Here is a 22190-nt window from a genome sequence, read left to right as displayed (position 1 = left end):
GTCCCTCATGCCGCCCGGCCAATTTCGGCGGTCTGCTCTTTCAATGCGGCAATCAGGCCAGGCCGGTCGAACTTGGCGACGTAGTCGTGGAAGCCGGCCTGACGGCCCCGCTCGATCGCGGCCGGAGAAATCATCGACGACAGCGCGATGATCGGGGTGTCGCTCAATCGATCATCGGAGCGCACCGTCTCCGCGAACTCGAATCCGTTCATGTCCGGCATCTCGATATCCGTGAGAATCGCGTCGAATTCCTGACCCGAGCGCAGCGCGAGAAGCCCCTCCTGCGCGTTGGTCGCGAGCCGGACCTGATAGCCCGCGGCCTTGAGAACCGGCGCGAGCATGTTGCGGAAGAAGGCGCTGTCATCCACCAGCAGCACCGATCGCGCGGTGGCGGCCGCGCGCATCTCCTTGCGCCTGAACCAGTCGGCGAAGGCCATCGGCAGGAAATGACCGATGTCGATCACATCCGTCGCCCGTCCCTTGATGATGGCGGAACCGAGGACGCCTGGCCTGCTGCTCGCCACCTCGATGTTCAGACGTTCCTCGACGATGTCGATGATTTCATTGACCACGAGTCCGGCTGCCCGGCCGTCATCAGCGAACACCAGGACCGGCTGCGTCCCGTCCGTTCCGATCGAAACGCCATCCATCCGCACCAGCGGCATGAGCTGGTCGCGGTACTGCACCATATGGCGGCCGTCGGAGATCTCGATCTTGGCGACGGCGATCTCCTCAAGCCGGGTGACGAGCGCGAGCGGCACGGCCCTCGGCTGATCCGATCCGGCGCGGAATACCAGAAGCGATGTCCGCTCGGCGGCGCCGGCGCGCGCGGCGTTGTCATCGGCGATCTCCTGCTGAGTCACGACCGATGCGCCCAGCGCGTGGGCTATCCCGTTCGGGTCGATGATCATGATCACGGCGCCGTCGCCCAGGATGGTGTTGCCCGAGAACATGCCGATATGCCGCAGCATGGTCGACATCGGCTTGACCACGATCTCCTCGGTATGGAACACGCCGTCCACGACGATGCCGAAGGTCTGGTTGCCGACCTGCGTCACCACGATGAAGCCGTTCTCGGGATCGCTGTCCGCGCCGTCGTCGATCTTCAGAAGCCTCTTCAAGTGCATCAACGGCAAAAGCTTGTTGCGCAGCCGCAGCACCGGCGTGTCCCTGATCCGCTCGATACGATGCTCAGAATTGGCGCGCGCGCGCACCAGTTCGACCACCGAAAGCTGCGGTATCGCGAAGCGCTCGCCCGCGGCCTCCACGATCAGCGCCGACACGATCGCCAGCGTCAGCGGAATCTTGATGATGACGCTGGACCCTTCGCCGGCCACCGACTTGATGTCGATGGCGCCGCCGATCTGATCGATATTGGTCCGCACCACGTCCATGCCGACGCCGCGTCCGGAGACGCTGGTCACAGCCGCGGCGGTCGAGAATCCCGGAGCGAAGATGAACTTGTGAATCTGCGCCTCGGTCATCCTTTCGATTTCGGCTTCGCTCGCCAGGCCGTTTTGAAGCGCCTTGGCCTTGATGCGTTCGGTATCGAGGCCGCGGCCGTTGTCGGCGATGCAGATGATGATGTGGCCGCCCTCGTGATACGCCGAAAGACGGATCGTGCCCTGCTCCGGCTTTCCCGCCCTGATGCGCTCCGCCGGTGTTTCCAGGCCATGATCGGCGGAATTCCGTACCATGTGCGTCAGCGGATCCTTGACGAGATCCAGAACCTGGCGGTCGAGCTCGGTGTCAGCGCCATGCATTTCGAGCTCGATCTGCTTGCCGAGTTCGCTGGAGAGATCGCGCACGATGCGCGGCAGTTTCTGCCAGGCGTTGCCGATCGGCTGCATCCGCGTCTTCATCACCCCTTCCTGCAGCTCGGCGGTGACGTTGGACAGCCGTTGCAGCGGCACCTTGAATTCGGTGTCCTCGTGGCGGCGGCTGATCTCGAGCAACTGGTTGCGCGTCAGCACGAGCTCGGACACCATCGTCATCAGGTGCTCAAGCGTATCGACGTTGACGCGAATCGACTGGTTGGCGACCCGGTCGCCTTCCGGCGTATCCTCCGCTTTCTTCGGAGCAGCCGTTGCCACCGGCTTCGAAGCAACCGGCGCTGCCGGCGCGGGCTGGGAAGCGGGCGCGATCGACTCCACCTCCGTCTCGCGGAACGCGCGCTCGAGATCATCAAGCGAGACCTCGCCGGGGCGCAGAGGCCGTTCGAGAATCTGGTGGGGAAGCGTTCCCGCTATGTCACATGGCGGCGACGTTTCGGAAAGCTCGGCAGCCGGCCCCGATGGATCACGCTCGGCCATGCGATGCAGTGCATCGATCAGATCGGCATCGGCTCCCTCCGGCTCAGTCCCGCTCGCTTCGAGCTGACCCAGGATATCCTTGATGCGATCGATCGTGGACAGGATGAGCGTCACGGCCTCGCCGGTCACCGCCATGCCGTCGCGAAACTTGCCCATCAGCGTCTCCGCCGCATGAGCGAGCGCCTCTAGCCTCGGCAGGCCCAGAAAACCGCATGTACCCTTGATGGTATGGACCAGCCGGAAGATGTTATCCAATATCTTCGCATTGTTCGGGTCTTGCTCGAACCGGACGAGCTGATTGTCGACCGTATCGAGACTCTCGTTGGTCTCGGTCAGGAATTCGCAGAGGAGATCATCCATAGCCTTCTGGCCTTCGAAACGCCGAGGCGCCGCGATCGCGCCTTTCACAGCGGGGCCAGTTTCAAGGCAAAGCGTTAATATTGGTTGAGCAGATCAGAAAGAACGCGCCCAGCGCGTATTTCGCAAAAGCAGATGCCGCTTCGCTCGAAAACGCTCTAACGGGCGGTCGCGACCACCTTGTCACCCTCGGCGACCAGGGAGATGCTGATGCCGCAGGCGTCGGCCAAAAGACGTGTGTAATAGGGCTGAACCGCGTGGGCATCGACGGCTCCGGTCGGACCGGACGCCAGAAGCTCGGCGACGGGCTGCGACACGCGGGCATTGAGCCCGGCGGCGGTGATCTGAAAGCCCATGGTCTCACCCTCACCGAGCGGGTCGACCGTCAGTACCCCTCCGCGGGGAATCGTCTGCTGCGCGATCACCAGCAGGTTGAGCAGCAGTTTTACCCTGTTCTTCGGCAGCAGCAGGCGCGGTAGATTCCATGCGAGCGTGATCTTGCCGTCCTCGAAATGACCCTTCGCGATGTTCTGCGCATCGCCCAGGTCGATCTGCGCGCTGACCGATCCCGCCGCCCCGAAGGCGAGACGGCAAAACTGCAGCCGCGCCGACGCGGTTCTGGCGCTCTTGCGGATCAGATCGAGGGCGAATTCGCGATCGTCCGGCTTTGGATCGTCGTCCAGCACCTCAAGTCCGTTGACGATTGCGCCCACGGGACTAATGAGATCGTGACAGACGCGCGAACAGAGCAACGCAGCGAGTTCGAGCGCGTCGGGAGCGGGACCGGGAGACGATGTGCCATACATAAAACCTGTTCCTGGGATCTGTTTCGGCAACTCCGCGGCGCGCGGACACGGCGAATCAAACGACCTTCAGGGTTTGATACACGGCCTGAGCCTGCGCTGCCACCTTGAGGCGGCGGCAGCCGCCCTCCCGGGACGCGCAAGGACGCTTCGAACATGCCGGTGATCGACGCTCAATCCGCCGCGGCGCTGATGGGGTTGCTCACCGGCCTGGTCGCGAAAGCCGGCGCCGCCGTGCTCTCGGTCAATCGCGACCGCATGACGACAGGCGGCAAGATCGACGGCTCTCCCGTCACGGATGCAGATCTCGCCTCTGACAACGTGATCGCCGAAGGACTCGCGCGACTCTGCCCCGATATTCCGGTGCTCTCCGAGGAGCGCGCGCATCTCGCGACACCACCTTATTCCGGAAGCCTGTTCGTGATCGATCCGCTGGACGGCACCAAGGAGTTCATCGCCGGCCGCAACGAATACACCGTGAACCTCGCGATCGTGACGGACGGGGTGCCGCTGCTCGGCATCATCGGCGCGCCGGCGCTCGGGTCGATCTGGCGCGGCGTTGTCGGGCGCGGCGCGGAGCGCCTCACGGCCGTCTCCGACACCGGCGCCGGCGTCGCCGAGCCGATCAGGACACGGCCGTTTCCCGGATCAGGCTCTCAATGGATCGCCGCCGTCAGCCGCTCCCACGCCGACAGCCGGTCGGACGCCTTCATCTCCCAAAGGCCGGGCGCGGTGCGCAAGCCGCTCGGTTCCGCCGTCAAGTTCTGCCGGATCGCGGAAGGCCGCGCCGATATCTACCCGCGCCTCGCCCCGACCTGCGAATGGGACGTCGCGGCAGGCCATGCCCTGGTCACCGCCGCCGGCGGCAAGGTCACGGACGAATCGGGTGCGCCGCTGCGTTTCGGTGAGGCGCGAGAGGGATTTCTGGTGCCTGGGTTTATCGCCTGGGGCGACCCTTCCGCCGCTCCCCTATAGCGTTTCGAGCGAAATGGATGCCGGTTCGCGTGAAGAAAACGCGTTAAAACAACGATCCAGAGGTAGGCTTCTGATACGATCAGAAGCGGAAAGGCTCTATTGCGCGAGCATCTCCTTGAGCGCGGCCCAGCGGCGCGTCGCCTCGCGCAGATAACGCGCCGGATCAGCGGCGAAAGCCGCGCGGGTGTCCTCATGGCCGAACAGGTAAAGCCGCTCGCCGACAATCAGCCACAATCGCGCGGTCCCGGCGCGGGTCACGCCCCGGGCGATGTCCACCGGATCGTATCCGCCGAAACGCGGACTATAGACATCGGGGTTGGCGATAAAAAAAGCGCGATTGCTGGGATTGCTGAAGCGCCAGATGACGCCGTCATGCGACACCTCGAACTCGGAGACGCCTTGCACCGGCCGCGCGTCGGTAAAAAACGCCACGGGATCGAACCCGCCGATCGCAAGTCCGGTATACCGGTCAACCACGACCCGTTCGGAGGTGGCGGCCAGGGCCGTCAGATCGAGGCCGGGAAGAGCTGACCCGCAACCCAGCGAGGCGATCGCGGCGATCGCGAGACGCAAGCCATTCCTTTCCTGCCGCCGTGCCGTCATACTTGGTGCCGATAACGCGTGAGTCGGGGGGTTGATCGCCGCATCCTACGGACCGCGTGTCAGCATCTCGTTAAGGACGCCGTGACAGGTTTTGCTACTTGGGATTCTTATTTGGGGTGCTTTGTTTGGGGTGCTTTGCATGATTTTCATTTCGCGCCTTGCAGCGACCGCGCTCGCTGCGGTGATATTCGGGATTTTGCCGGCTTCCGCCCAGCAATCGGCGCCGTACCAGGCGCCGCCGGCGCAACCGTACCAAGCACAGCCGTACCAGGCGCCGCCGGCGCAACGGAACGGCGCTCCCGTCACCTATTCGTCGGATGAACTCCTCAAATCCGGAACCCGGTTCTTTGGCAACGTCTCGCGAGGTCTCGCATCCGTCATCGAGCGTGCGGTGAGTCAGTGGGGCCTGCCGAACGGCTACATCCTGGGCGAGGAAGGCTCGGGGGCCTTCGTGGCGGGCCTGCGCTACGGCGAGGGCACCCTCTACACCAAGAATGCCGGCGATCTGAAAGTCTATTGGCAGGGGCCGTCCGTCGGCTTCGACTGGGGCGGCGACGGCGCCCGCACCATGACGCTGGTCTACAACCTGCCCGCCACGAACGCGATCTATCAGCGTTTCGTCGGCATCGACGGCTCCGCCTATATCGTCGGCGGCTTCGGAATGACGGCGCTGACCGCAAACAACATCGTGCTGGTGCCGATCCGCTCAGGTCTCGGGCTGCGGCTCGGAGCCAATGTCGGCTACCTGAAATATACCCCGCAAGCGACCTGGAACCCATTCTGATCGCCTAGAGCATGTTCGCTTCTGATTGAATCAGAAGCGAGGCTCTAGATTATTGTTTTGACGCGTTTTCTTCACGCGAACCGGTTTCCACTTCGCTCGAAAACGCTCTAGCGGGTACTCCGCATCAGGGGCTGCGGCTCTCGCACGAGCGAATGCGCAGGTTGCTTTGGCCCGGAGCCTTTTTGTTTCTGATGAAATCAGAAGCAAGGCTCCATGATATTGGTTGGAGGCGTTTTCTTCACGCGAACCGGCATCCGTCCTTTTAGGGCCCAGGCCCAAGGGACAAGTCAGGCCCAGGCTTCGCTCGAAAACGCCATGAAGCATTTTTGCGGACGCTGGCGTTCGGCCGGCCGCCCATGGCATGGTAACCAGATCCTTGCCGGGCCTGTCCGGGGTTGTGGAGCGTTTCTCATGGTCGAGCCGATCATGTATCTGGCGATCGGTTTTCTGGTTTCGATGCTGTGCGGGCTGATGGTCATGCCGCTCGTGCATGATCGCGCCGTCCGCCTCACCATCAAACGCATGGAAGCCGCCACCCCGATGTCGATGGCTGAAATCCAGGCCGACAGGGATCAGTTGCGCGCCGAATTCGCGATGTCGGCGCGGCGGCTGGAGATGAAGGTCGACCAGCTCAAGAGAAAGGTCGCCAGCCAGTCCGCTGAGCTCGGCAAGAAGGCCGAGGCCATCAACCGCCTGAAGATGGAGCTCGGCGAGAAGAACGAGAGGATATTCGGCCTGGAAGGACGCGGGAAAACGGTGGGAGAGCGCCTGCAGTCCGCCGAGCAGGAACTTGCCGCCAGGGCCGAAACGCTGCGGAGCGTGGAGCAGACGCTCGCCGAGCGGCAGAACGACCTCGGAAGACTCCGTCAGGAATTGTCGGAGCGCTCGGTGACTGCCGAGAGCCGACAAGCCGAACTGTTCGTGGTGCGCGCGCAGATCGAGCGATTGCAGAGCCGCCTCAACGAGGTCGAAAACGAACTCGCCTCCACGCAAGCACGGCTTGAGCAACAGCGCGATGAAACGGCAACCGTTGCCCGGGAACGTGACGACGCGCGCAAGCACGTCGAGAATCTGAGCCAGCGCATCGTCAACATTGACACCCAGCTCATCGACAAAACGAAGGACGCGGAAAGGCTCGGCGGCCGGGTCAGAGCACTCGAAGCCGACCTCGCCGCGCAGGCCAACGCGCTCACCGAGCGAAATGCGAAGAACAGTGAGTTGCGACGAGCGAAAACCGCCGCGGAGCGCGCCAACAATGAGTTGCGCGACGAAATTGCGTCGCTGACCGGCAGCAAGTCTCCGCTGATCGATACGCTGCGCAACGAAATGCTGGCGACCGAACGGGCGCTGCGCGCCGCCCACGACGAGCGAGCCAAATTGCAGCGCGACATCAACGTGCTCCAGCGTCAGACGGAATCCGGCACGGTCGAGCAGATGGAAAACACGCTGCTGCGCGAGCACATCAATGACATCGCCGCCGAGGTCGCAAGGCTCGCTATGACCATCGAGGGGCCGGATTCACCGATCGAAACCATCCTGGCGGCATCAGCTCCCGGTTCCGCCAAGGCCACCAAAACCGCCAATGGTTCGGCCGGGACGATTCCGGTCAGTACGCTGGCCGACCGCATCCGCGCCCTGCAATCTCGTGCTCCCCGCAACGAGCGTCGGTCAGGCTAGAACGGGATGAGGAAAAGTGTGTAGCGGTTTTCCGCCCGCATCCCGCGTCTCAAATATTGGAATCGATCGCTACCCGCCCGCGCCGAGACACCAGGCCAGAATGCCCTTCTGTGCGTGCAGGCGATTTTCGGCCTCGTCAAACACCACCGATTGCGGCCCGTCGATGACCTCGTCGGTGACCTCTTCGCCACGGTGCGCCGGCAGGCAATGCATGAACAGCGCGTCAGGCTTGGCGAGACGCATCAGTTCCGCATTGACCTGGTAGGGCCTGAGCAGATTGTGACGGTGCTCGCCGTCCTTGTCGCCCATCGACACCCAGGTGTCGGTGACGACGCAGTCAGCGCCGCGCACCGCCGCTTCGGGGTCGGTGCCGAGCCTGATCTGAGCCCCGCTCGTCCTGATCCAATCCTTCAGCGGCTTGTTCGGCGCCAACTCCTGCGGGGTCGCGACATGGAGATTGAAGCTGAAGCGCTCCGCCGCATGCGCCCACGACGCCAGCACGTTGTTGTCGTCGCCGGTCCACGCCACGGTCCGCCCCGCGATCGGACCGCGATGCTCCTCGAAAGTCATCACGTCGGCCATCACCTGGCAGGGATGCGAGCGCCGCGTCAGTCCGTTGATGACGGGCACGGTGGCATGAGCCGCGAGCTCCGTCAGCGCGTCGTGGCTGAGGATGCGGATCATGATGATATCGACGAAGCGCGACAGAACCTTCGCGGTATCCGCGATGGTCTCGCCGCGTCCGAGCTGCATTTCCGCGCCGGTCAGCATGATCGCCTCGCCGCCAAGCTGGCGCATGCCGACGTCGAACGACACGCGGGTGCGTGTCGAGGGCTTGTCGAAGATCATCGCCAGCGTCTTGCCCGCGAGCGGCCGGTCGGCGATCAGACCATCCTTGCGCCGCTTCTTCATCGCGACGCTGGCGTCGAGGATCGCGCGCAACTCTCCGGCCGGCATGTCGAGCAGGTCGAGAAAATGCTTTGGCGCTTTGCTCATTGCGCGGCTTCCTTGTTGGCGGATGCGCCCGACAGCCTGACGCAGGCCCGCTCCAGCCGCTGCGCCGCCTCGTTGATCTCCGCCTCGCCGATGATCAGCGGCGGCAGCAGGCGCACGACGTTTTCGCCGGCGCCCACGGTCAGGAGCTTTTCCTCACGCAACGCGCTGACCAGATCCCCCGACGGAACGACGGCCTTGAGGCCGATCAGAAGCCCCTCGCCGCGCACCTCGCTCAGCACATCGGGATATCGATCGACGACCGAGGCCAGCTTCTGTTTCAACAGCAGCGACATCTTTTGCGTCCGCTCGAAGAAGCCGGGCGCGAGCATCACGTCGAGCACGGCATGAGCCGCCGCCACCGCCAGCGGATTACCGCCAAAGGTCGAACCGTGCGAGCCCGGAGTCATGCCCGACGCGGCTTCCGCCGTCGCAAGACAGGCGCCGATCGGAAAACCGCCGCCGAGCGCTTTCGCCAGCGACATCACGTCCGGCGCGACGCCGATGCGCCTGTAGGCGAACAGATCGCCGGTGCGGCCCATGCCGGTCTGCACCTCGTCGAACGCCAGCAGCAGGCCGCGCTCGTCGCAAAGCTGGCGCAGCGCCCGGAAGAACGCAGGAGGCGGCTCGCGCACGCCGCCTTCGCCTTGCAACGGCTCGATCAGGATGCCGGCGGTCTCGGGACCGATCGCCTTCTTCACGGCTTCGATATCGTCGAGCGGCACCTGGTCAAAGCCGTCAGCGGGTGGCCCGTATCCTTCGAGGTATTTTTTCGAGCCGGTGGCGGCCAGCATCGCCAGCGTGCGGCCGTGAAAGGCGCCCTCGAAGGTGACAATCCGATAGCGCTCCGGATTGCCTCTGCCGGCATGATAACGGCGCACGATCTTGATGGCGCATTCCACCGCCTCGGCGCCGGAATTGGCGAAGAAGACGAAATCGGCGAAGCTCTGCTCGCAGAGTCGCGCCGCCAGACGCTCACCGTCGGGCGACTTGAACAGGTTCGAGATGTGCCACAGCTTCGCCGCCTGCGCCTGAAGGGCGGCGACGAGATGCGGGTGGCAATGACCCAGCGCATTCACGGCAACGCCGCTGGTGAAATCGAGATAACGTCCGCCGTCCGAGCCGAGCAGCCAGGCTCCTTCGCCGCTCTCGAACGAGAGATCGGCCCTTGCGAAAACGGGCAACAGATGAGATGCCGCGGCTGTGGTCATGACGGTTTGCCGGTTGGATGGTGGGAGCGGATCGGCCCGACTGCGCCGTGGCGCGATCCGTGAACTGTCAGCTCAGAAAATGAACTGTCAGCCCCGAAACGAAATGTGCCGCCTTTCGAGGCGGCACACGACGGTTATTCTAGGTGCGCGGCGATCACTGTCAATATTCCATTTGCGCGGCGGTGATGCGGGAAAGTCGCAGAATGAGCGGTTCTTCTCGTTTTTCCTGCATAAGATGTGGACGCCGCAAGGCCCGACTCTTGCGCGTGAGTCACGGCATATTGTAGCGTTGGGCCCGTCGAATACGACATCTCGTGCGGCGTTTTGATCCTCGATCGGTTCCTGTTGTCAGCGTAAGCGCCCGGGCGTTTTCCCGCCCGGCGAGGGCTAAGGGATTCTGTCGGCACGGGTTTTTCGGGGGCGCTTAGATGCGCGGCCTTGGGGAGGCACGCATTACACAAGGGAATAATGTGCGATGACGGTGATAACCTGGACCGACGATCGCGTCGAACAGCTGAAGAAGCTTTGGGAAGCGGGCCTCTCCGCAAGCCAGATCGCCGCCGAACTCGGCAACGTGACCCGCAACGCGGTGATCGGCAAGGTGCATCGGCTGGGCCTTTCGGGCCGCGCCAAGAGCCCGTCGTCCACCGTGCCCCGGACGCGCAAGGCCCGCCCCGCCCAGCACATGGTGCGGGTGTCCCGCCCTGTCTCGCGAGGCAATACCGCGCTCGCGCAAGCTTTCGAGGTCGAGATCGAAGCCGACCCGATCGCCTACGACAATGTCGTGCCCATGAGCCAGCGGCGATCGCTGCTCGAACTCAGCGAAGCCACCTGCCACTGGCCGGTCGGCGACCCCGCGAGCCCGGAGTTCTTTTTCTGCGGCGGCAAGGCTCTCACCGGCCTTCCCTATTGCGCGCACCACTCACGCATCGCCTATCAGCCCGCCGCCGACCGCCGCCGCCAATCGCCGAAGACGCGGTAATCACAGCGTACCTCCAGATCCCGTCATAGCCGGGCCTGAACCGGTCATCTCCGCGTTGCGACGGGAATCGTAAATCCGCGGCTATAGAGCATGATCCCGACCCGAAGGGCCGCGCCAGCGCAAAGTGGAAACCGGTTTTCGGAAAAGATCATGCTCGAACAAAAAATAAGCGACGAGTCTGATTCAACGCAGTTGAACCAGACTCTAGAGCGGCGGCCGGTCAAATGGAACCAGCGCCGCCACTCCAGTTAATTGATCGAGCATCAGATTTATCCCGAAACCGGTTCCCACTTTCGGGTCCGATGCTCTAGCGTTTGCGAGCGAAGCGGGCGCCGGTTCGCGTGAAGAAAACGCGTCGAATAAGAATCCGGGAGCGCTTACCCGGCCCCGCTTGCGAACTGCTCGTCCAGCGCGTAGCCCGCGCCACGCACCGTGCGGATCGGATCCAGCTCGCCGTCGGGATTGAGCAGCTTGCGCAGCCGTCCGATGTGAACGTCGACGGTGCGCTCGTCGATATAGACATCACGGCCCCAGACGCTGTCGAGCAATTGCTCGCGGCTGAACACCCGGCCGGGATGCTCGAGAAAAAACTCCAGCAGCCGATACTCGGTCGGGCCAAGATCGACCGGACGGCCGGAACGCGCGACACGGTGCCGATCGCGGTCGAGTTCTATGTCGCCAAAGCTCAGGACCGACGCCAGCCGCGCCGGGCTCGCGCGCCGCAGCAGGCTTTTCACCCGCGCCAGCAGCTCCGGCACCGAGAACGGTTTGACCACGTAATCATCCGCGCCGGTCGCGAGCCCCCGCACCCGCTCGCTCTCCTCGCCGCGCGCGGTGAGCATGATGATCGGAAGCTGCCTGGTGTCGGAACGGGCCCGCAGCCGGCGGCACAGCTCGATGCCGGACAGGCCCGGCAGCATCCAGTCCAGCACCACAAGGTCGGGGATGCGCTCTTTCAGCCGGGTATCCGCCTCATCGCCCCGCACGACCGTTTCGACTTCATAACCTTCCGCTTCAAGATTGTAGCGCAGCAGCGTCGTCAGCGCTTCCTCGTCTTCAACTACCAGAATGCGTGCACCCATCGTGTCTCGCCTGATCCCGTTTCAGTTTCCCGGAGCCGCCGATGCGAAACCTGTCATGTCCCCCTTGGGACGCTTGTCGAGGATCTGCTGACCCTCGATCATGTAGAACACCGTCTCCGCGATATTGGTGGCGTGGTCGCCGATCCGCTCGATATTCTTGGCGCAGAACATCAGGTGAATGCAGAACCCGATGTTGCGCGGGTCTTCCATCATGTACGTAAGGAGTTCGCGGAACAGGGAGGTGCAGATCGCGTCCACCTCCTCATCCCCTTTCCAGACCGCCATCGCCGCGGGCAGGTCGTGCGCCGCATAGGCGTCGAGCACCGACTTGACCTGCGACCGCACCAGATCGGTCATATGCTCAAGGCCGCGGATCAGTTTCAGCGGACGGAAATCGCTGTCGATCGCGACCACGCGCTTGCCCATGTTCTTGGCGAGATCGCCGATGCGCTCCAGATCGATCGCGACCCGCATGGCGCCGACGATCTCGCGCAGATCCACCGCCATCGGCTGCCGCCGCGCGATGGTGAGCACGGCGCGCTCCTCGATCATGCGCTGCAACTGGTCGATCTCGGAATCGGCGACCACGACGCGATCGCCCAAAGCGGCGTCGCGGCGGATCAGCGCGTCCAGCGACTCCACGATCTGCCGTTCAGCCAGTCCGCCCATTTCGGAAACCAGCCGCGTCAGCTCCTGGAGATCGTCGTCGAAAGCCTTTGCGGTGTGTTCAAAAGCCATATCAAGTTTCTCCCCGCGATTCCGCGCGCAGCCTCAGCCGAAACGGCCGGTGATGTAATCCTGGGTGCGGCGATCCGACGGCGATGTGAACAGCTTGTCAGTCGGGCCGAACTCGATCATCTCGCCGAGATACATGAACGAGGTGTAATCCGATACGCGCGCCGCCTGCTGCATGTTGTGGGTGACGATCGCGATCGTGTAATGCGCTTTGAGTTCGGCGATCAGCTCTTCAACCTTGGCCGTCGAGATCGGGTCGAGCGCCGAGCACGGCTCATCGAACAGGATCACTTCCGGCCGCACCGCCACCGTGCGCGCGATGCACAGACGCTGCTGCTGACCGCCGGAGAGGCTGAGCCCGCTTGCATTGAGCTTGTCCTTGACCTCGGTCCACAAGGCGCCGTCCCGCAGCGCCTTTTCCACCCGACCGTCCATTTCCGATTTCGGCAGCCTCTCGTAGAGGCGGATGCCGAAGGCGATATTCTCATAGATCGTCATCGGAAACGGCGTCGGCTTCTGAAACACCATGCCGACCCGCGCACGCAGAAGATTGAGATCGAGCTTCGGATCCAGGATGTCGGTGTCGTCCAGCAACACCCGCCCCTCGACGCGCTGGCCGGGGTAGAGGTCGTACATGCGGTTGAAGATGCGAAGCAGGGTCGACTTTCCACACCCCGACGGACCGATGAAGGCCGTCACGCGGTTGGCGGCGATCGACAGGTTGATGTTCTTCAGCGCGTGATGCTGGCCGTAATAGAAATTGAGGTTACGGGCCGCGACCTTCGACGGCACCTCCGGATCGATCCTCGGTGGGGGAACGGCCGGGCCAGACGCGGCGGCGGTGGAAACCGTGGTCATTTCGCAGTCCTCTCAGAGCCGATCAATCTCGCGCCGATGTTCAGCGCCAGGACGGCCAGGGTGATCAGCAGGGCGGCGCTCCATGCCAGCTGCTTCCAGTAGACGTAAGGGCTCTGCACGAAGTTGTTGATGGTGACGGGAAGGTTCGCGACCGGATTGGTCAGGTCTAGGCTGAAGAACTGATTGCTCAACGCGGTGAACAGCAACGGCGCGGTCTCGCCGGCGACGCGCGCGGTGGCGAGCAGCACGCCGGTGATCAGGCCGGTTCGCGCGGCGCGATAGGCGATGCGCCTGATGACGAGCGAGCGCGGCAGGCCAAGCGCCGAAGCCGCCTCACGCAGTGAGTTCGGCACCAGGTTCAGCATGTCCTCGGTGGTGCGCACCACCACCGGAATCACGATCACGGCGAGCGCAAGCGAGCCCGCGAGCGCCGAGAAGCCTCCCATCGGCACCACGACCGCTCCGTAGATGAACAACCCGATGATGATCGAAGGCGCGCTGAGAAGGATGTCGTTGATGAAACGAATAACCGGCGAGAGGCGATCGTGCTTGCCGTATTCGGCAAGGTAGGTGCCCGCGAACATCCCGATCGGCGCGCCCACGCCCACACCGATCACGGTCATGATGAGCGAGCCGACGATGGCGTTCAGCAGACCGCCTTCGGAGGCGCCTGGCGGCGGGGTATTCTGGATGAAAAGCTGCCAGCTCATCCCGGCGAGGCCGTTATAGAACAGCGTGAACAGAATGAGCCCAAGCCAGGAGACGCCGAACGCGGCGGCGGCAAAGCACAGGGCGCGGACGATAATGTCCCTGCGGCGGCGGGACGCGTAGATCGGATTCATGGCTCGACCTGTACAGGCATCATGGCCGGGCCAACGAATTGGTCTGCCGCGAAAACCCGGCTTCTGTTTTTCCGTGCCATGCCTATTTCCCTGCCTTCTTCTCCAGCCGCAACAGCATCAGGCGAGCCGCGGCGAGCACGAAGAATGTCAGAACGAACAACAGCAGGCCGAGCAGCATCAGGCTCGCCTGATGCAGGCCGTCGCTCTCCGCGAATTCACTGGCGATCGCCGCCGAAATCGTCGTGCCCGGCGCGAAGATCGATGGCGAGATCCGGAACGAGTTGCCTATAATGAATGTCACCGCCATCGTCTCGCCGAGCGCGCGGCCGAGCGCCAGCATGGCGCCGCCGATCACGCCGACGCGCGTATAGGGCAGCACGACGTGGCGGACGACTTCCCAGGTGGTGCAGCCAACGCCATAGGCCGCCTCCTTGAGGACCGGCGGCACGGTTGCGAACACGTCGCGCGAAATCGCGGTGATGAACGGCAGCACCATGATCGCGAGAATCAGCGAGGCGTTGAACAGGCTCAGATAGGACGGCGGGCCGCCGAAGATCGAGCCGAGGATCGGCACGCCGTCGAACAGGTCGATGAAAAGGGGTTGAACCGTATCGGCGAGGAACGGGCCGAGGATGAAGAAGCCCCACATGCCGTAAATGATCGAGGGAATGCCCGCGAGCAGCTCGATCGCCATGCCGATCGGGCCCCGCGCCCACAGCGGACACAGTTCGGTGAGGAAAACGGCGATGCCGATGCCGACCGGGATCGCGATGGTCATGGCGATGATCGATGTCAGGATCGTGCCATACAATGGGCTCAGCGCGCCCAGCACCGGCGGTTCGGCGGACGGCGCCCAGCGCTGCGTCGTCAGGAAGGAGCCACCGAACTCCATGATCGCGGGCCAGGAACCCACGATCAGCGAAATGATGATTCCGCCGAGCAGCACCAGGACGAGGATCGCGCTGATGCGCGTGATCCAGTAGAAGACCCTGTCCCCGAGCTTGAAGGCGTCCATCGCACGGGAGCGGTCATGAGAGGCCGCCTGTTCGATCGCGCTGCTATGAACGGCCATTTCCGCCACGCCCCACCCCTGTTTTCTGCGGACCATCCGGATACGGAGAACAGCTTCCCGCAACCATCCCGAGGAGAAGCGCCCCGACGCCGCTCCCCGGCACAGGATCAGCTTTTGATCTCGGAGGTCCAGGTTTTTTCGATCTGCTTCACGACGGATTCCGGCATCGGAATGTAGTCGAGTTCCTCAGCCATCACGCCGCCCTTCTCGAAAGCCCACTTGAAGAACTTGATCGCCTCGGCGGACGCCGCTTTATCGGAAGGCTCGCTGTACATCAGGATGAACGTCGCCGCGGTGATCGGCCAGGAGGACTCACCGGGCTGATCGGTCAGGATCACGTGATAGCCTGGCGTGCTCGTCCAGTCGGCATTGGCTGCCGCGGCCTGAAAAGAAGCCATGCCCGGCTGCACCACCTTGCCGGCCTTGTTGATGAGCGCGGTGTAGGTCAGCTTGTTCTGCTTGGCATAGGCGTACTCGACATAGCCGATCGCGTTCCTGGTCTGCCCGACATTGCCGGAAACCCCTTCATTGCCTTTGGCGCCGACGCCGGTCGGCCACTCGACCGCGGTGCCCTCACCGATCCTGGACTTCCACTCCGCATTCACCTTGGACAGGTAGTTGGTGAAATTGAACGAGGTTCCCGCCCCGTCCGAACGATGCACCACCGCGATCGAAGCCGAAGGCAGCTTGACGCCCGGATTGAGCTTCACGATCGCAGGATCGTCCCACTTCGTGATCTTGCCGAGATAGATATCGCCGAGCAGTTCCCCCGAAAGAACCAGTTCGCCGGGTTTCACGCCCTCGATATTCACAACGGGCACGATCGCCCCCATCACCATCGGCCACTGCACGAGGCCATCCTTCTCGAGCTTGTCGGCCTTCAGCGGCGCGTCGGTCGCGCCGAAAGTCACGGTCCTGGCGAGGATCTGCTTGATGCCTGCGCCCGACCCGATCGACTGATAGTTGACGCCGTGGCCGGTCTCTTTCTTGTAGGCATCAGCCCATTTCGAATAGACGGGAAACGGGAAGGTCGCTCCCGCACCGGTGACATCGGCCGCCTTTACCGGAACCGAAAAGACGGACGCCGAGGCGGCGACGAGGCCGGCGGCGGCGATGGTCTTGAAGAAATTCATGCGCGATCTCCCTTCGCATTGAACAGAGCGCAGGACGCTCATGACGCCTTCCTAGATGCGACCGATGCTGCTTTTACGAACGCTTGACGACAACGGGATGACAGCGCCAACCATCTCTAACTATTCAGCTTCTTGCCTCCGGCGCGTCCCTCGCCGGCGGAAAGCCGGCGGTGAAGCTCGCGCCCTGCCCGGGCACGCTCTCGATCAGCAGGCGGCCGCGATGCCTGTTGAGGATATGTTTCACCAGCGACAGGCCAAGGCCCGTGCCGCCCTGGGCCCGGCTGTCGCCGGCGTCGACCCGATAGAAGCGCTCGGTCAGGCGAGGCAGATGCTCAGGCGCGATGCCGGGACCGAAATCCCGCACCACCACCCGGAATTCCGGGTTCCCCTCCGATGAAACGTCGAGCATCGACGACACCGTGACCCGGCCGCCGGACGCGCCGTATTTCAGCGCGTTCTCGATCAGGTTCTCGAACAATCGCAGTAATTCCTCACGGTCGCCGCAGATCAGCACCGGGGTTTCCGGCAATGCCGTTTCGATCTCGACGTGACGTTCCGCCGCGAGCGGCTCAAGTCCGTCGACGACCTCGCACACGATCGGAACGAGATCGACGATCGTCTCCGGGCGCACATGGACCGATAGCTCGACCCGCGACAGCGACAAAAGATCATCGATCAGCCGCGCCATCCGCGCCGCCTGCGCGTGCATGATACCGAGAAACCGCTCGCGCGCCCTGGCGTCCTCGCGCGCGGGCCCCTGGAGCGTGTCGATGAATCCTGACAGCGCCGCGAGCGGCGTGCGCAACTCGTGGCTCGCATTGGCGACGAAATCGGCGCGCATTTCCTCGACCCGGCGCAACGGCGTCTGATCGTGAAACGTCAAAAGCATGCAATAATCGGTGCCGCCGAATGCGGTCGGCACCGGAATCGGCGTGATGATCAATTCCATCCACCGATCGACCGGAACATGATTGAGATAGGTCGCCCGCCGTGCCTCCCGGGTCGCGATCGCCTCACGCAACGCGGTGACGATTTCGGGCGCGCGCAGCGCGAACTGCGCGAGTTCATTGCGGCGCAGCGCCGGCACGAGTTGCGCCGCCGCGCCATTGAGATGGATGACGCGGCCGGCCCTATCAAGCAGCACATTGGGATCCGGCATACCGGCCACGAGAGCGTGCGCCACTTCAGTCTCGACCGGGTTGGCTCCGAACTCAATTTCGCGCGACGCGTCCGGATCATGAACCTGCCAGGGCACCAGCGCGGCGCCTGCGATGCAGGCAAGAGCGGCGGCCGCACCCAGAGGTTGCAAGCCGCCGAACACAACCAGCGCGGCCAATGCAAGCCCGGCGACCAGCAGAATGAGCGCGGAATGACGCAGTCGGTCCGGCCAGGATGTGGACCTCGCTGCAAACGCCGGGACGCGGACGGCGTTTGCCTCCGCAACCACTTGAGTGCTGTCAGGCGCCAGAATCGCCGTGCTCTCCCAGATAGGGCAGTTTACTGTCGGACTCGGCGTCCGATCCGGTCCGCGCGTAACCCACGCGCCGCATTCGCGCGCTGACAATAATTTCCCGAAGTGTCAGCAAGATGATGGAAATCGCGAACGGCGCGACATAATAAAGCAGCCGGAACAGCAGCATCCCGGCCAGAAGATCATTCTTCTCCATCTGCCACAGGCCGATCAGCATGGCGGCGTCGAACACGCCGAGTCCCCCCGGCGAATGACTCGCGAAACCCAGCAACGTGGCGGACACGAAGATCACCGCGACGACAACAAAGCCGACATTGGGCTGATGGGGCAGCAGCACGTACATCGCGAGCGCGCAGAATCCCAGATCGACGATCCCGATAAGAATCTGCAGCAGCGTCAGCCGGCCGCCCGGCAGAACCACGGTCCATGACCCGCTGCCGACGCGACGCGGCCGCATCCCGACCCAGATCACATAGGCGATGAGGCCGACTATGATCGCGATTGCGATCAGCCGATTGAACCACGGCGGAAGCTGATCGATGCTGGTGGCCGCCTCGGGGTGATAGGCAATGCCCAATCCGAGCACGGCGGCGTTGCCGAGCCAGAAGGTGAGACCCGCCAGAAAGCAGACTTTCGCGACATCGATCGCATTCATCCCCCAGGCGGAATAGATGCGATAGCGCACCGCGCCGCCGGTGAATACGCTGGCGCCGACATTGTGGCCGATCGAATAGCTGGTGAAGGCGGCGAACGCCGTGACGCGGTAGGGAACGTGGGTGATTCCGATGGTCCGCACCGCAAACAGGTCGTAGAAGGTCAGCGTGAAGTAGCCCGCGGCCACGAACAGGCCCGACAACGCGATCGAATGCCACTCGGTCCGCTTGACGGCCTCCATCACCTCCTCGACATCAATGTCCCGGAGAATGTGGAAGAGCACGTAAAACGCGGCCGCGATCACGGTGACGCTGATCACCACACCGAGCTTGTGCAGGATTCGTTTCCGGCGCAGAATCGAAATCGCTCTGCGTATTGATCCGAGCATCGAAAACCTCGAAATGCGGTCCACGGCGCAGTCGCGCCTATCCGCATTCATTCACGTGGCAGGGTGTTAGCGTGTTTTGGTTCCTAGCAGAATTCGGCCGGCCTCAATAAATCTCTTCATTTCAACACATTAAAGTGTTCCGCTGGAATGCTCCGTCGATCCGCCGGAGGACTGGCGCGAGACCACCCCATCGCGCAGCCACGATCCGACCGCGCACCCCACAAGATAGACCCCGAGCATCACCAGTCCAAGGTCGAGCCAGTAACCGAACCGGCCTGGAACAACGTGCATGACCGCCGCCACGATCAGCGCCAGGATCATCACCGACAGCCACCGCGCCGTTGACCGCGAGAGTCCCCTTCCGCGATGCACCACCGCAATCCAGCCCATGGCCAGGCCAAGCAGCAACGATATAACCAGCCAAACCCAGTGAAACCCTGCCAGGTAGACCATATCCTTACTGCCTCACAATGAAATCAATACGCCGGTTTTTCGCTTTGCCTTCGTCGGTATCATTGGCGGCAATCGGCTGAGTGCTGCCATGCCCGATCGGCGTGAATCGATTAGGAGGCAATCCGGCCTTCACGAGAAAATCCACCACCGCCTGCGCGCGCCGCTCGGATAGTGTCTGGTTGAACGAAGCGTCGCCGTCGCTGTCGGTGTGCCCCACGATCTCGATGATACCTGTCTGGCAACGGAGCGCGGTTTCGGTCAACTGATCCAGCAGGCCGATCGAATCGAGGAGCAATGTCGCCTGACCGGCTTCGAACTGGATGGTGCGCCTTTCCAGAAGCTCGCCGAACAGTTGCTGACAGACCGTCGGATCGACCGGGGACGCCGACGGCTTGACTGAAACGTCCGTTTTCGTCTCCCAGCCGCGCGGCAGATCCTTGGGCAGATCAGCGCGGATCTGTTTTCCGGCCAGGTCATATAGCGCGTCGCCGGAGAGTTCGACATTCCGATCGGACACGACGAGTCTTCCCGTCGACAGGCGCGACAGCGAACGCAGCGCCCGCGTGACGACGGCATCGAAGCCTGCCGGCGCACCGAGACTCGCCTTGAGCTTATCGACGATCTTCTCGCCGAACTTGCGGCCGGCCGATGCGACGATCGCCGCATGAATCGCATTATCGGGCACATATCCGGTCAATGTCAGCACCCCCGAGACCGGATCCTTGTTGGCCTCGAAGACGTATGGCGGGGCCTGTATATCGTCGGCGACCGAGTATCCCTCGGGCAGGTTCTTCAGCGCCGCGGCTATCGCCTCGCGTCCCCCCAGTTCACGCGCCATGCCCGACAGATTCACCGTCAGATCCGAAATTGTCGCCTTGCCGGTCTTCAGCTTGCTGGTCTCGCCGATCAGCAATATCGCCGCGGCTTCAAACCGCGGCGACGCCCCGCGCTTCAAATCCATGCGATCAGCGATGTCGATGCCGGCAAACCTCGCACGCGCGGCATCCAGCAGTTTGTTCCTGACCACGGGCAACGGCGCGCTTCCGCCGAGCGTCACCTTTCCAACCCCGCGTTCGATGGTCCAGACGAACGGTTTGGCTTCAGCGACGAGCGCGGTGCGATCGTTGACCCGTCGCACGCCCGGAACCGCCTCCACCGAGGCCACCGCGTTGCTGCGTTCCTGCTCTGAAAACGCATCGGCGGAGAAGGTGATGTCGCGTCCGGCGGCGCTGATCGTGGTTTTATCGAGAACGCTGTCCTTGAGCGCGGCGGCGGCCTGCGCGCTCAAATCGGCTTCCAGCGGGGCCGTTGTCGTCCACGCGGCCAGCCCCCAAAGAACCGTGAGCGGGATGATACCCGGCCACCATTTGCCGCTCCATCTGAAAAAACCGCGCATTCGATATCCTGTCGCGCAAAATCCGCCGGCTTGCGATGGACCGCATCATGCCGTCCAATTGGAAGCGCGCGCCGGGTAAAGCCGGACGCGATTCGGTCGGCCACGCGTGATGAAATGCAGAGAAAACAAACCCCTGCCGGGCTGTCAAACCGAAATGACGGCGAGAGCCTCACCGCCGGCGGACGGACCCGGATAACCGTTTATTCAACCGTTATCGCTAATATCCGCTCAACAACAGGGGTCCGATCGACCGATCGCGTCAAATGAAGCAGCTTCGCAACGCCGTCATCCGGGCCGGATTGGATGCCCTGTACTTCAGCGGCGCCCATCACCTGCTGCGGCCGGTCTTCGCCGGAATCGGAACGATCTTCATGCTGCACCATGTGCGGCCGCGCCGAAACGCCCCGTTCCAGCCCAATCATCACCTGGAAGTGACCCCGGAATTTCTGCGCATGGTTCTGGCCCATGTCCGATCGCGCGGCATCGACATCGTGACCGCGGACGAAATGCATCGCCGGCTGACACAACGCGACTTCTCGCGACGGTTCGCGTGCTTCACCTTTGACGATGGCTATCGCGACAATCGCGACTTTGCGCTACCCGCAATGCGCGAATACGACGCGCCGTTCACCGTCTATGTCGCCAATGATTTCGCGGGCGAGACCGGACGCCTGTGGTGGGTGGCGCTCGAACGGGTCATCGCCGCCGCCGACCGGATCGACGGCACGATCGGCGACACCGCCGTAAGTCTCGACACCAGCACGATCGAGCAAAAGCGAGAAGCGTTCTCTCGAATTCACGATCTGCTGCGCGGGCTGCCCGACGACCACGAGGTCGCGCGCGCGCTGGAGGACCTGTGCGCACGTCATGGGGTGGACGAATCCGCCATCAGCCGGGAACTGTGCCTGTCCTGGGATGAACTGAAATCGTTCGCCGCCGATCCGCTGGTCACGATCGGCGCGCATACCGTCAGTCATTGCAACCTCGCAAAGCGAAGCGGGGAAGAGGCCCTTGAGGAGATCACCGTCAGCCGGACACAGATCGAGGCTGTCTTGCAGCGTCCGGTCGTTCATCTCGCCTATCCCTACGGCGACCGCAACGCCGCCGGAGCGCGCGAATTCGCCATGACCAAGGCGGCCGGTTTCAACACCGCGGTCACGACGCGACCCGGCATGATCTTTCCCGAAAACGCGGAACATCCGACCGCGCTGCCGCGGGTTTCCCTCAACGGAAACTATCAGACCGCCCGCGTCCTTCCGGTGCTGACGTCGGGCGCGGCCACCGCGCTGTGGAACGGATTCCGCCGCGTCGACGTTGTCTGAGTTCACACCGCCGCGTCATCCCTTATCGCGCTTCGCGCTGCATTTTCCGGTCATCCCGGCAGAAGCGGCAAGACGGGTATCTACTAT

The 22190-nt window shown here is 63.3% G+C and carries 20 protein-coding genes; 5 read left to right on the top strand and 15 right to left on the bottom strand.

Going from position 1 to position 22190, the window contains the following annotated elements; all coding sequences use genetic code 11:
• Positions 1–5: 5 nt before the first annotated feature.
• On the bottom strand, positions 6–2672 hold the full coding sequence (locus ACMYR2_RS03500; RefSeq protein ID WP_347262641.1) for a hybrid sensor histidine kinase/response regulator: 2667 nt from the start codon (positions 2670–2672) through the stop codon (positions 6–8).
• Between the two features lie 155 nt (positions 2673–2827).
• Positions 2828–3475: a histidine phosphotransferase ChpT gene (chpT, locus tag ACMYR2_RS03495; protein WP_416193690.1), complete on the bottom strand. Its 648-nt coding sequence runs from the start codon at positions 3473–3475 to the stop codon at positions 2828–2830.
• Between the two features lie 153 nt (positions 3476–3628).
• Between chpT and ACMYR2_RS03490 the strand changes: the two genes are divergently transcribed.
• Complete coding sequence (locus ACMYR2_RS03490; protein WP_347262639.1) at positions 3629–4447, top strand: 3'(2'),5'-bisphosphate nucleotidase CysQ; 819 nt, start codon at positions 3629–3631, stop codon at positions 4445–4447.
• A gap of 96 nt (positions 4448–4543) precedes the next feature.
• Here the strand turns inward: ACMYR2_RS03490 and ACMYR2_RS03485 are convergent, their stop codons facing one another.
• Positions 4544–5050 carry a YHS domain-containing (seleno)protein gene (locus tag ACMYR2_RS03485; RefSeq protein WP_347262638.1) on the bottom strand — a complete coding sequence of 169 codons (507 nt, stop codon included), beginning with the start codon at positions 5048–5050 and terminating at the stop codon, positions 4544–4546.
• A gap of 139 nt (positions 5051–5189) precedes the next feature.
• Between ACMYR2_RS03485 and ACMYR2_RS03480 the strand changes: the two genes are divergently transcribed.
• Entirely contained in the window at positions 5190–5834 is a 645-nt protein-coding gene (locus ACMYR2_RS03480) for a DUF1134 domain-containing protein (RefSeq protein ID WP_347262637.1), read from the top strand.
• Between the two features lie 411 nt (positions 5835–6245).
• Positions 6246–7511, top strand: coding sequence for a hypothetical protein (locus ACMYR2_RS03475; protein WP_347262636.1), 1266 nt, complete (start codon positions 6246–6248; stop codon positions 7509–7511).
• A gap of 69 nt (positions 7512–7580) precedes the next feature.
• On the opposite strand, the gene argF is transcribed toward ACMYR2_RS03475, so the two are convergent.
• The gene (gene argF / locus ACMYR2_RS03470) at positions 7581–8507 is read right to left on the bottom strand and encodes an ornithine carbamoyltransferase (RefSeq protein WP_347262635.1); all 927 of its coding nucleotides are present in this window, start codon (positions 8505–8507) and stop codon (positions 7581–7583) included.
• On the bottom strand, positions 8504–9715 hold the full coding sequence (locus ACMYR2_RS03465) for an aspartate aminotransferase family protein (RefSeq protein WP_416193689.1): 1212 nt from the start codon (positions 9713–9715) through the stop codon (positions 8504–8506). Before ACMYR2_RS03465 ends, argF begins: the two co-directional genes overlap by 4 nt.
• A 475-nt stretch (positions 9716–10190) precedes the next feature.
• On the opposite strand from ACMYR2_RS03465, the gene ACMYR2_RS03460 reads away from it, so the two are divergent.
• Positions 10191–10697: a GcrA family cell cycle regulator gene (locus tag ACMYR2_RS03460; RefSeq protein ID WP_011313840.1), complete on the top strand. Its 507-nt coding sequence runs from the start codon at positions 10191–10193 to the stop codon at positions 10695–10697.
• Between the two features lie 377 nt (positions 10698–11074).
• Here the strand turns inward: ACMYR2_RS03460 and phoB are convergent, their stop codons facing one another.
• From phoB to ACMYR2_RS03410, 10 genes are all read right to left on the bottom strand, one after another.
• Positions 11075–11779: a phosphate regulon transcriptional regulator PhoB gene (phoB, locus tag ACMYR2_RS03455; protein ID WP_347262633.1), complete on the bottom strand. Its 705-nt coding sequence runs from the start codon at positions 11777–11779 to the stop codon at positions 11075–11077.
• 21 nt (positions 11780–11800) lie between these two features.
• Entirely contained in the window at positions 11801–12517 is a 717-nt protein-coding gene (gene phoU / locus ACMYR2_RS03450; protein WP_347262632.1) for a phosphate signaling complex protein PhoU, read from the bottom strand.
• Positions 12518–12550: 33 nt separating this feature from the next.
• Entirely contained in the window at positions 12551–13372 is an 822-nt protein-coding gene (gene pstB / locus ACMYR2_RS03445) for a phosphate ABC transporter ATP-binding protein PstB (RefSeq protein ID WP_347262631.1), read from the bottom strand.
• Positions 13369–14214 (bottom strand): phosphate ABC transporter permease PstA, encoded by an 846-nt coding sequence (gene pstA, locus ACMYR2_RS03440; RefSeq protein ID WP_416193688.1) that lies wholly within the window; start codon positions 14212–14214, stop codon positions 13369–13371. The genes pstB and pstA overlap by 4 nt, the downstream gene beginning before the upstream one ends.
• Before the next feature lie 82 nt (positions 14215–14296).
• Positions 14297–15286 (bottom strand): phosphate ABC transporter permease subunit PstC, encoded by a 990-nt coding sequence (pstC, locus tag ACMYR2_RS03435; RefSeq protein ID WP_347262676.1) that lies wholly within the window; start codon positions 15284–15286, stop codon positions 14297–14299.
• Positions 15287–15393: 107 nt separating this feature from the next.
• Entirely contained in the window at positions 15394–16419 is a 1026-nt protein-coding gene (pstS, locus tag ACMYR2_RS03430) for a phosphate ABC transporter substrate-binding protein PstS (protein WP_347262629.1), read from the bottom strand.
• A gap of 124 nt (positions 16420–16543) precedes the next feature.
• Positions 16544–17866, bottom strand: a complete 1323-nt coding sequence (locus ACMYR2_RS03425) for an ATP-binding protein (protein WP_416193687.1) — start codon at positions 17864–17866, stop codon at positions 16544–16546.
• Positions 17867–17876: 10 nt separating this feature from the next.
• A complete protein-coding gene (locus ACMYR2_RS03420) occupies positions 17877–18932 on the bottom strand; it encodes a UPF0104 family protein (protein WP_347262628.1) in 1056 nt (351 codons plus the stop codon).
• Positions 18933–19061: 129 nt separating this feature from the next.
• Positions 19062–19385, bottom strand: a complete 324-nt coding sequence (locus tag ACMYR2_RS03415) for a hypothetical protein (protein WP_347262627.1) — start codon at positions 19383–19385, stop codon at positions 19062–19064.
• A gap of 4 nt (positions 19386–19389) precedes the next feature.
• On the bottom strand, positions 19390–20781 hold the full coding sequence (locus ACMYR2_RS03410; RefSeq protein WP_347262626.1) for an OmpA family protein: 1392 nt from the start codon (positions 20779–20781) through the stop codon (positions 19390–19392).
• Between the two features lie 263 nt (positions 20782–21044).
• On the opposite strand from ACMYR2_RS03410, the gene ACMYR2_RS03405 reads away from it, so the two are divergent.
• A complete protein-coding gene (locus tag ACMYR2_RS03405; protein ID WP_347262625.1) occupies positions 21045–22103 on the top strand; it encodes a polysaccharide deacetylase family protein in 1059 nt (352 codons plus the stop codon).
• The last annotated feature ends 87 nt before the right edge of the window (positions 22104–22190 follow it).

The organism is Nitrobacter sp. TKz-YC01 (genome assembly GCF_047824785.1).
In the GTDB taxonomy this organism is placed as follows: domain Bacteria; phylum Pseudomonadota; class Alphaproteobacteria; order Rhizobiales; family Xanthobacteraceae; genus Nitrobacter.
Note: the sequence above shows the minus strand (reverse complement) of the source record. Positions and strands in the feature narration are given on the sequence as shown.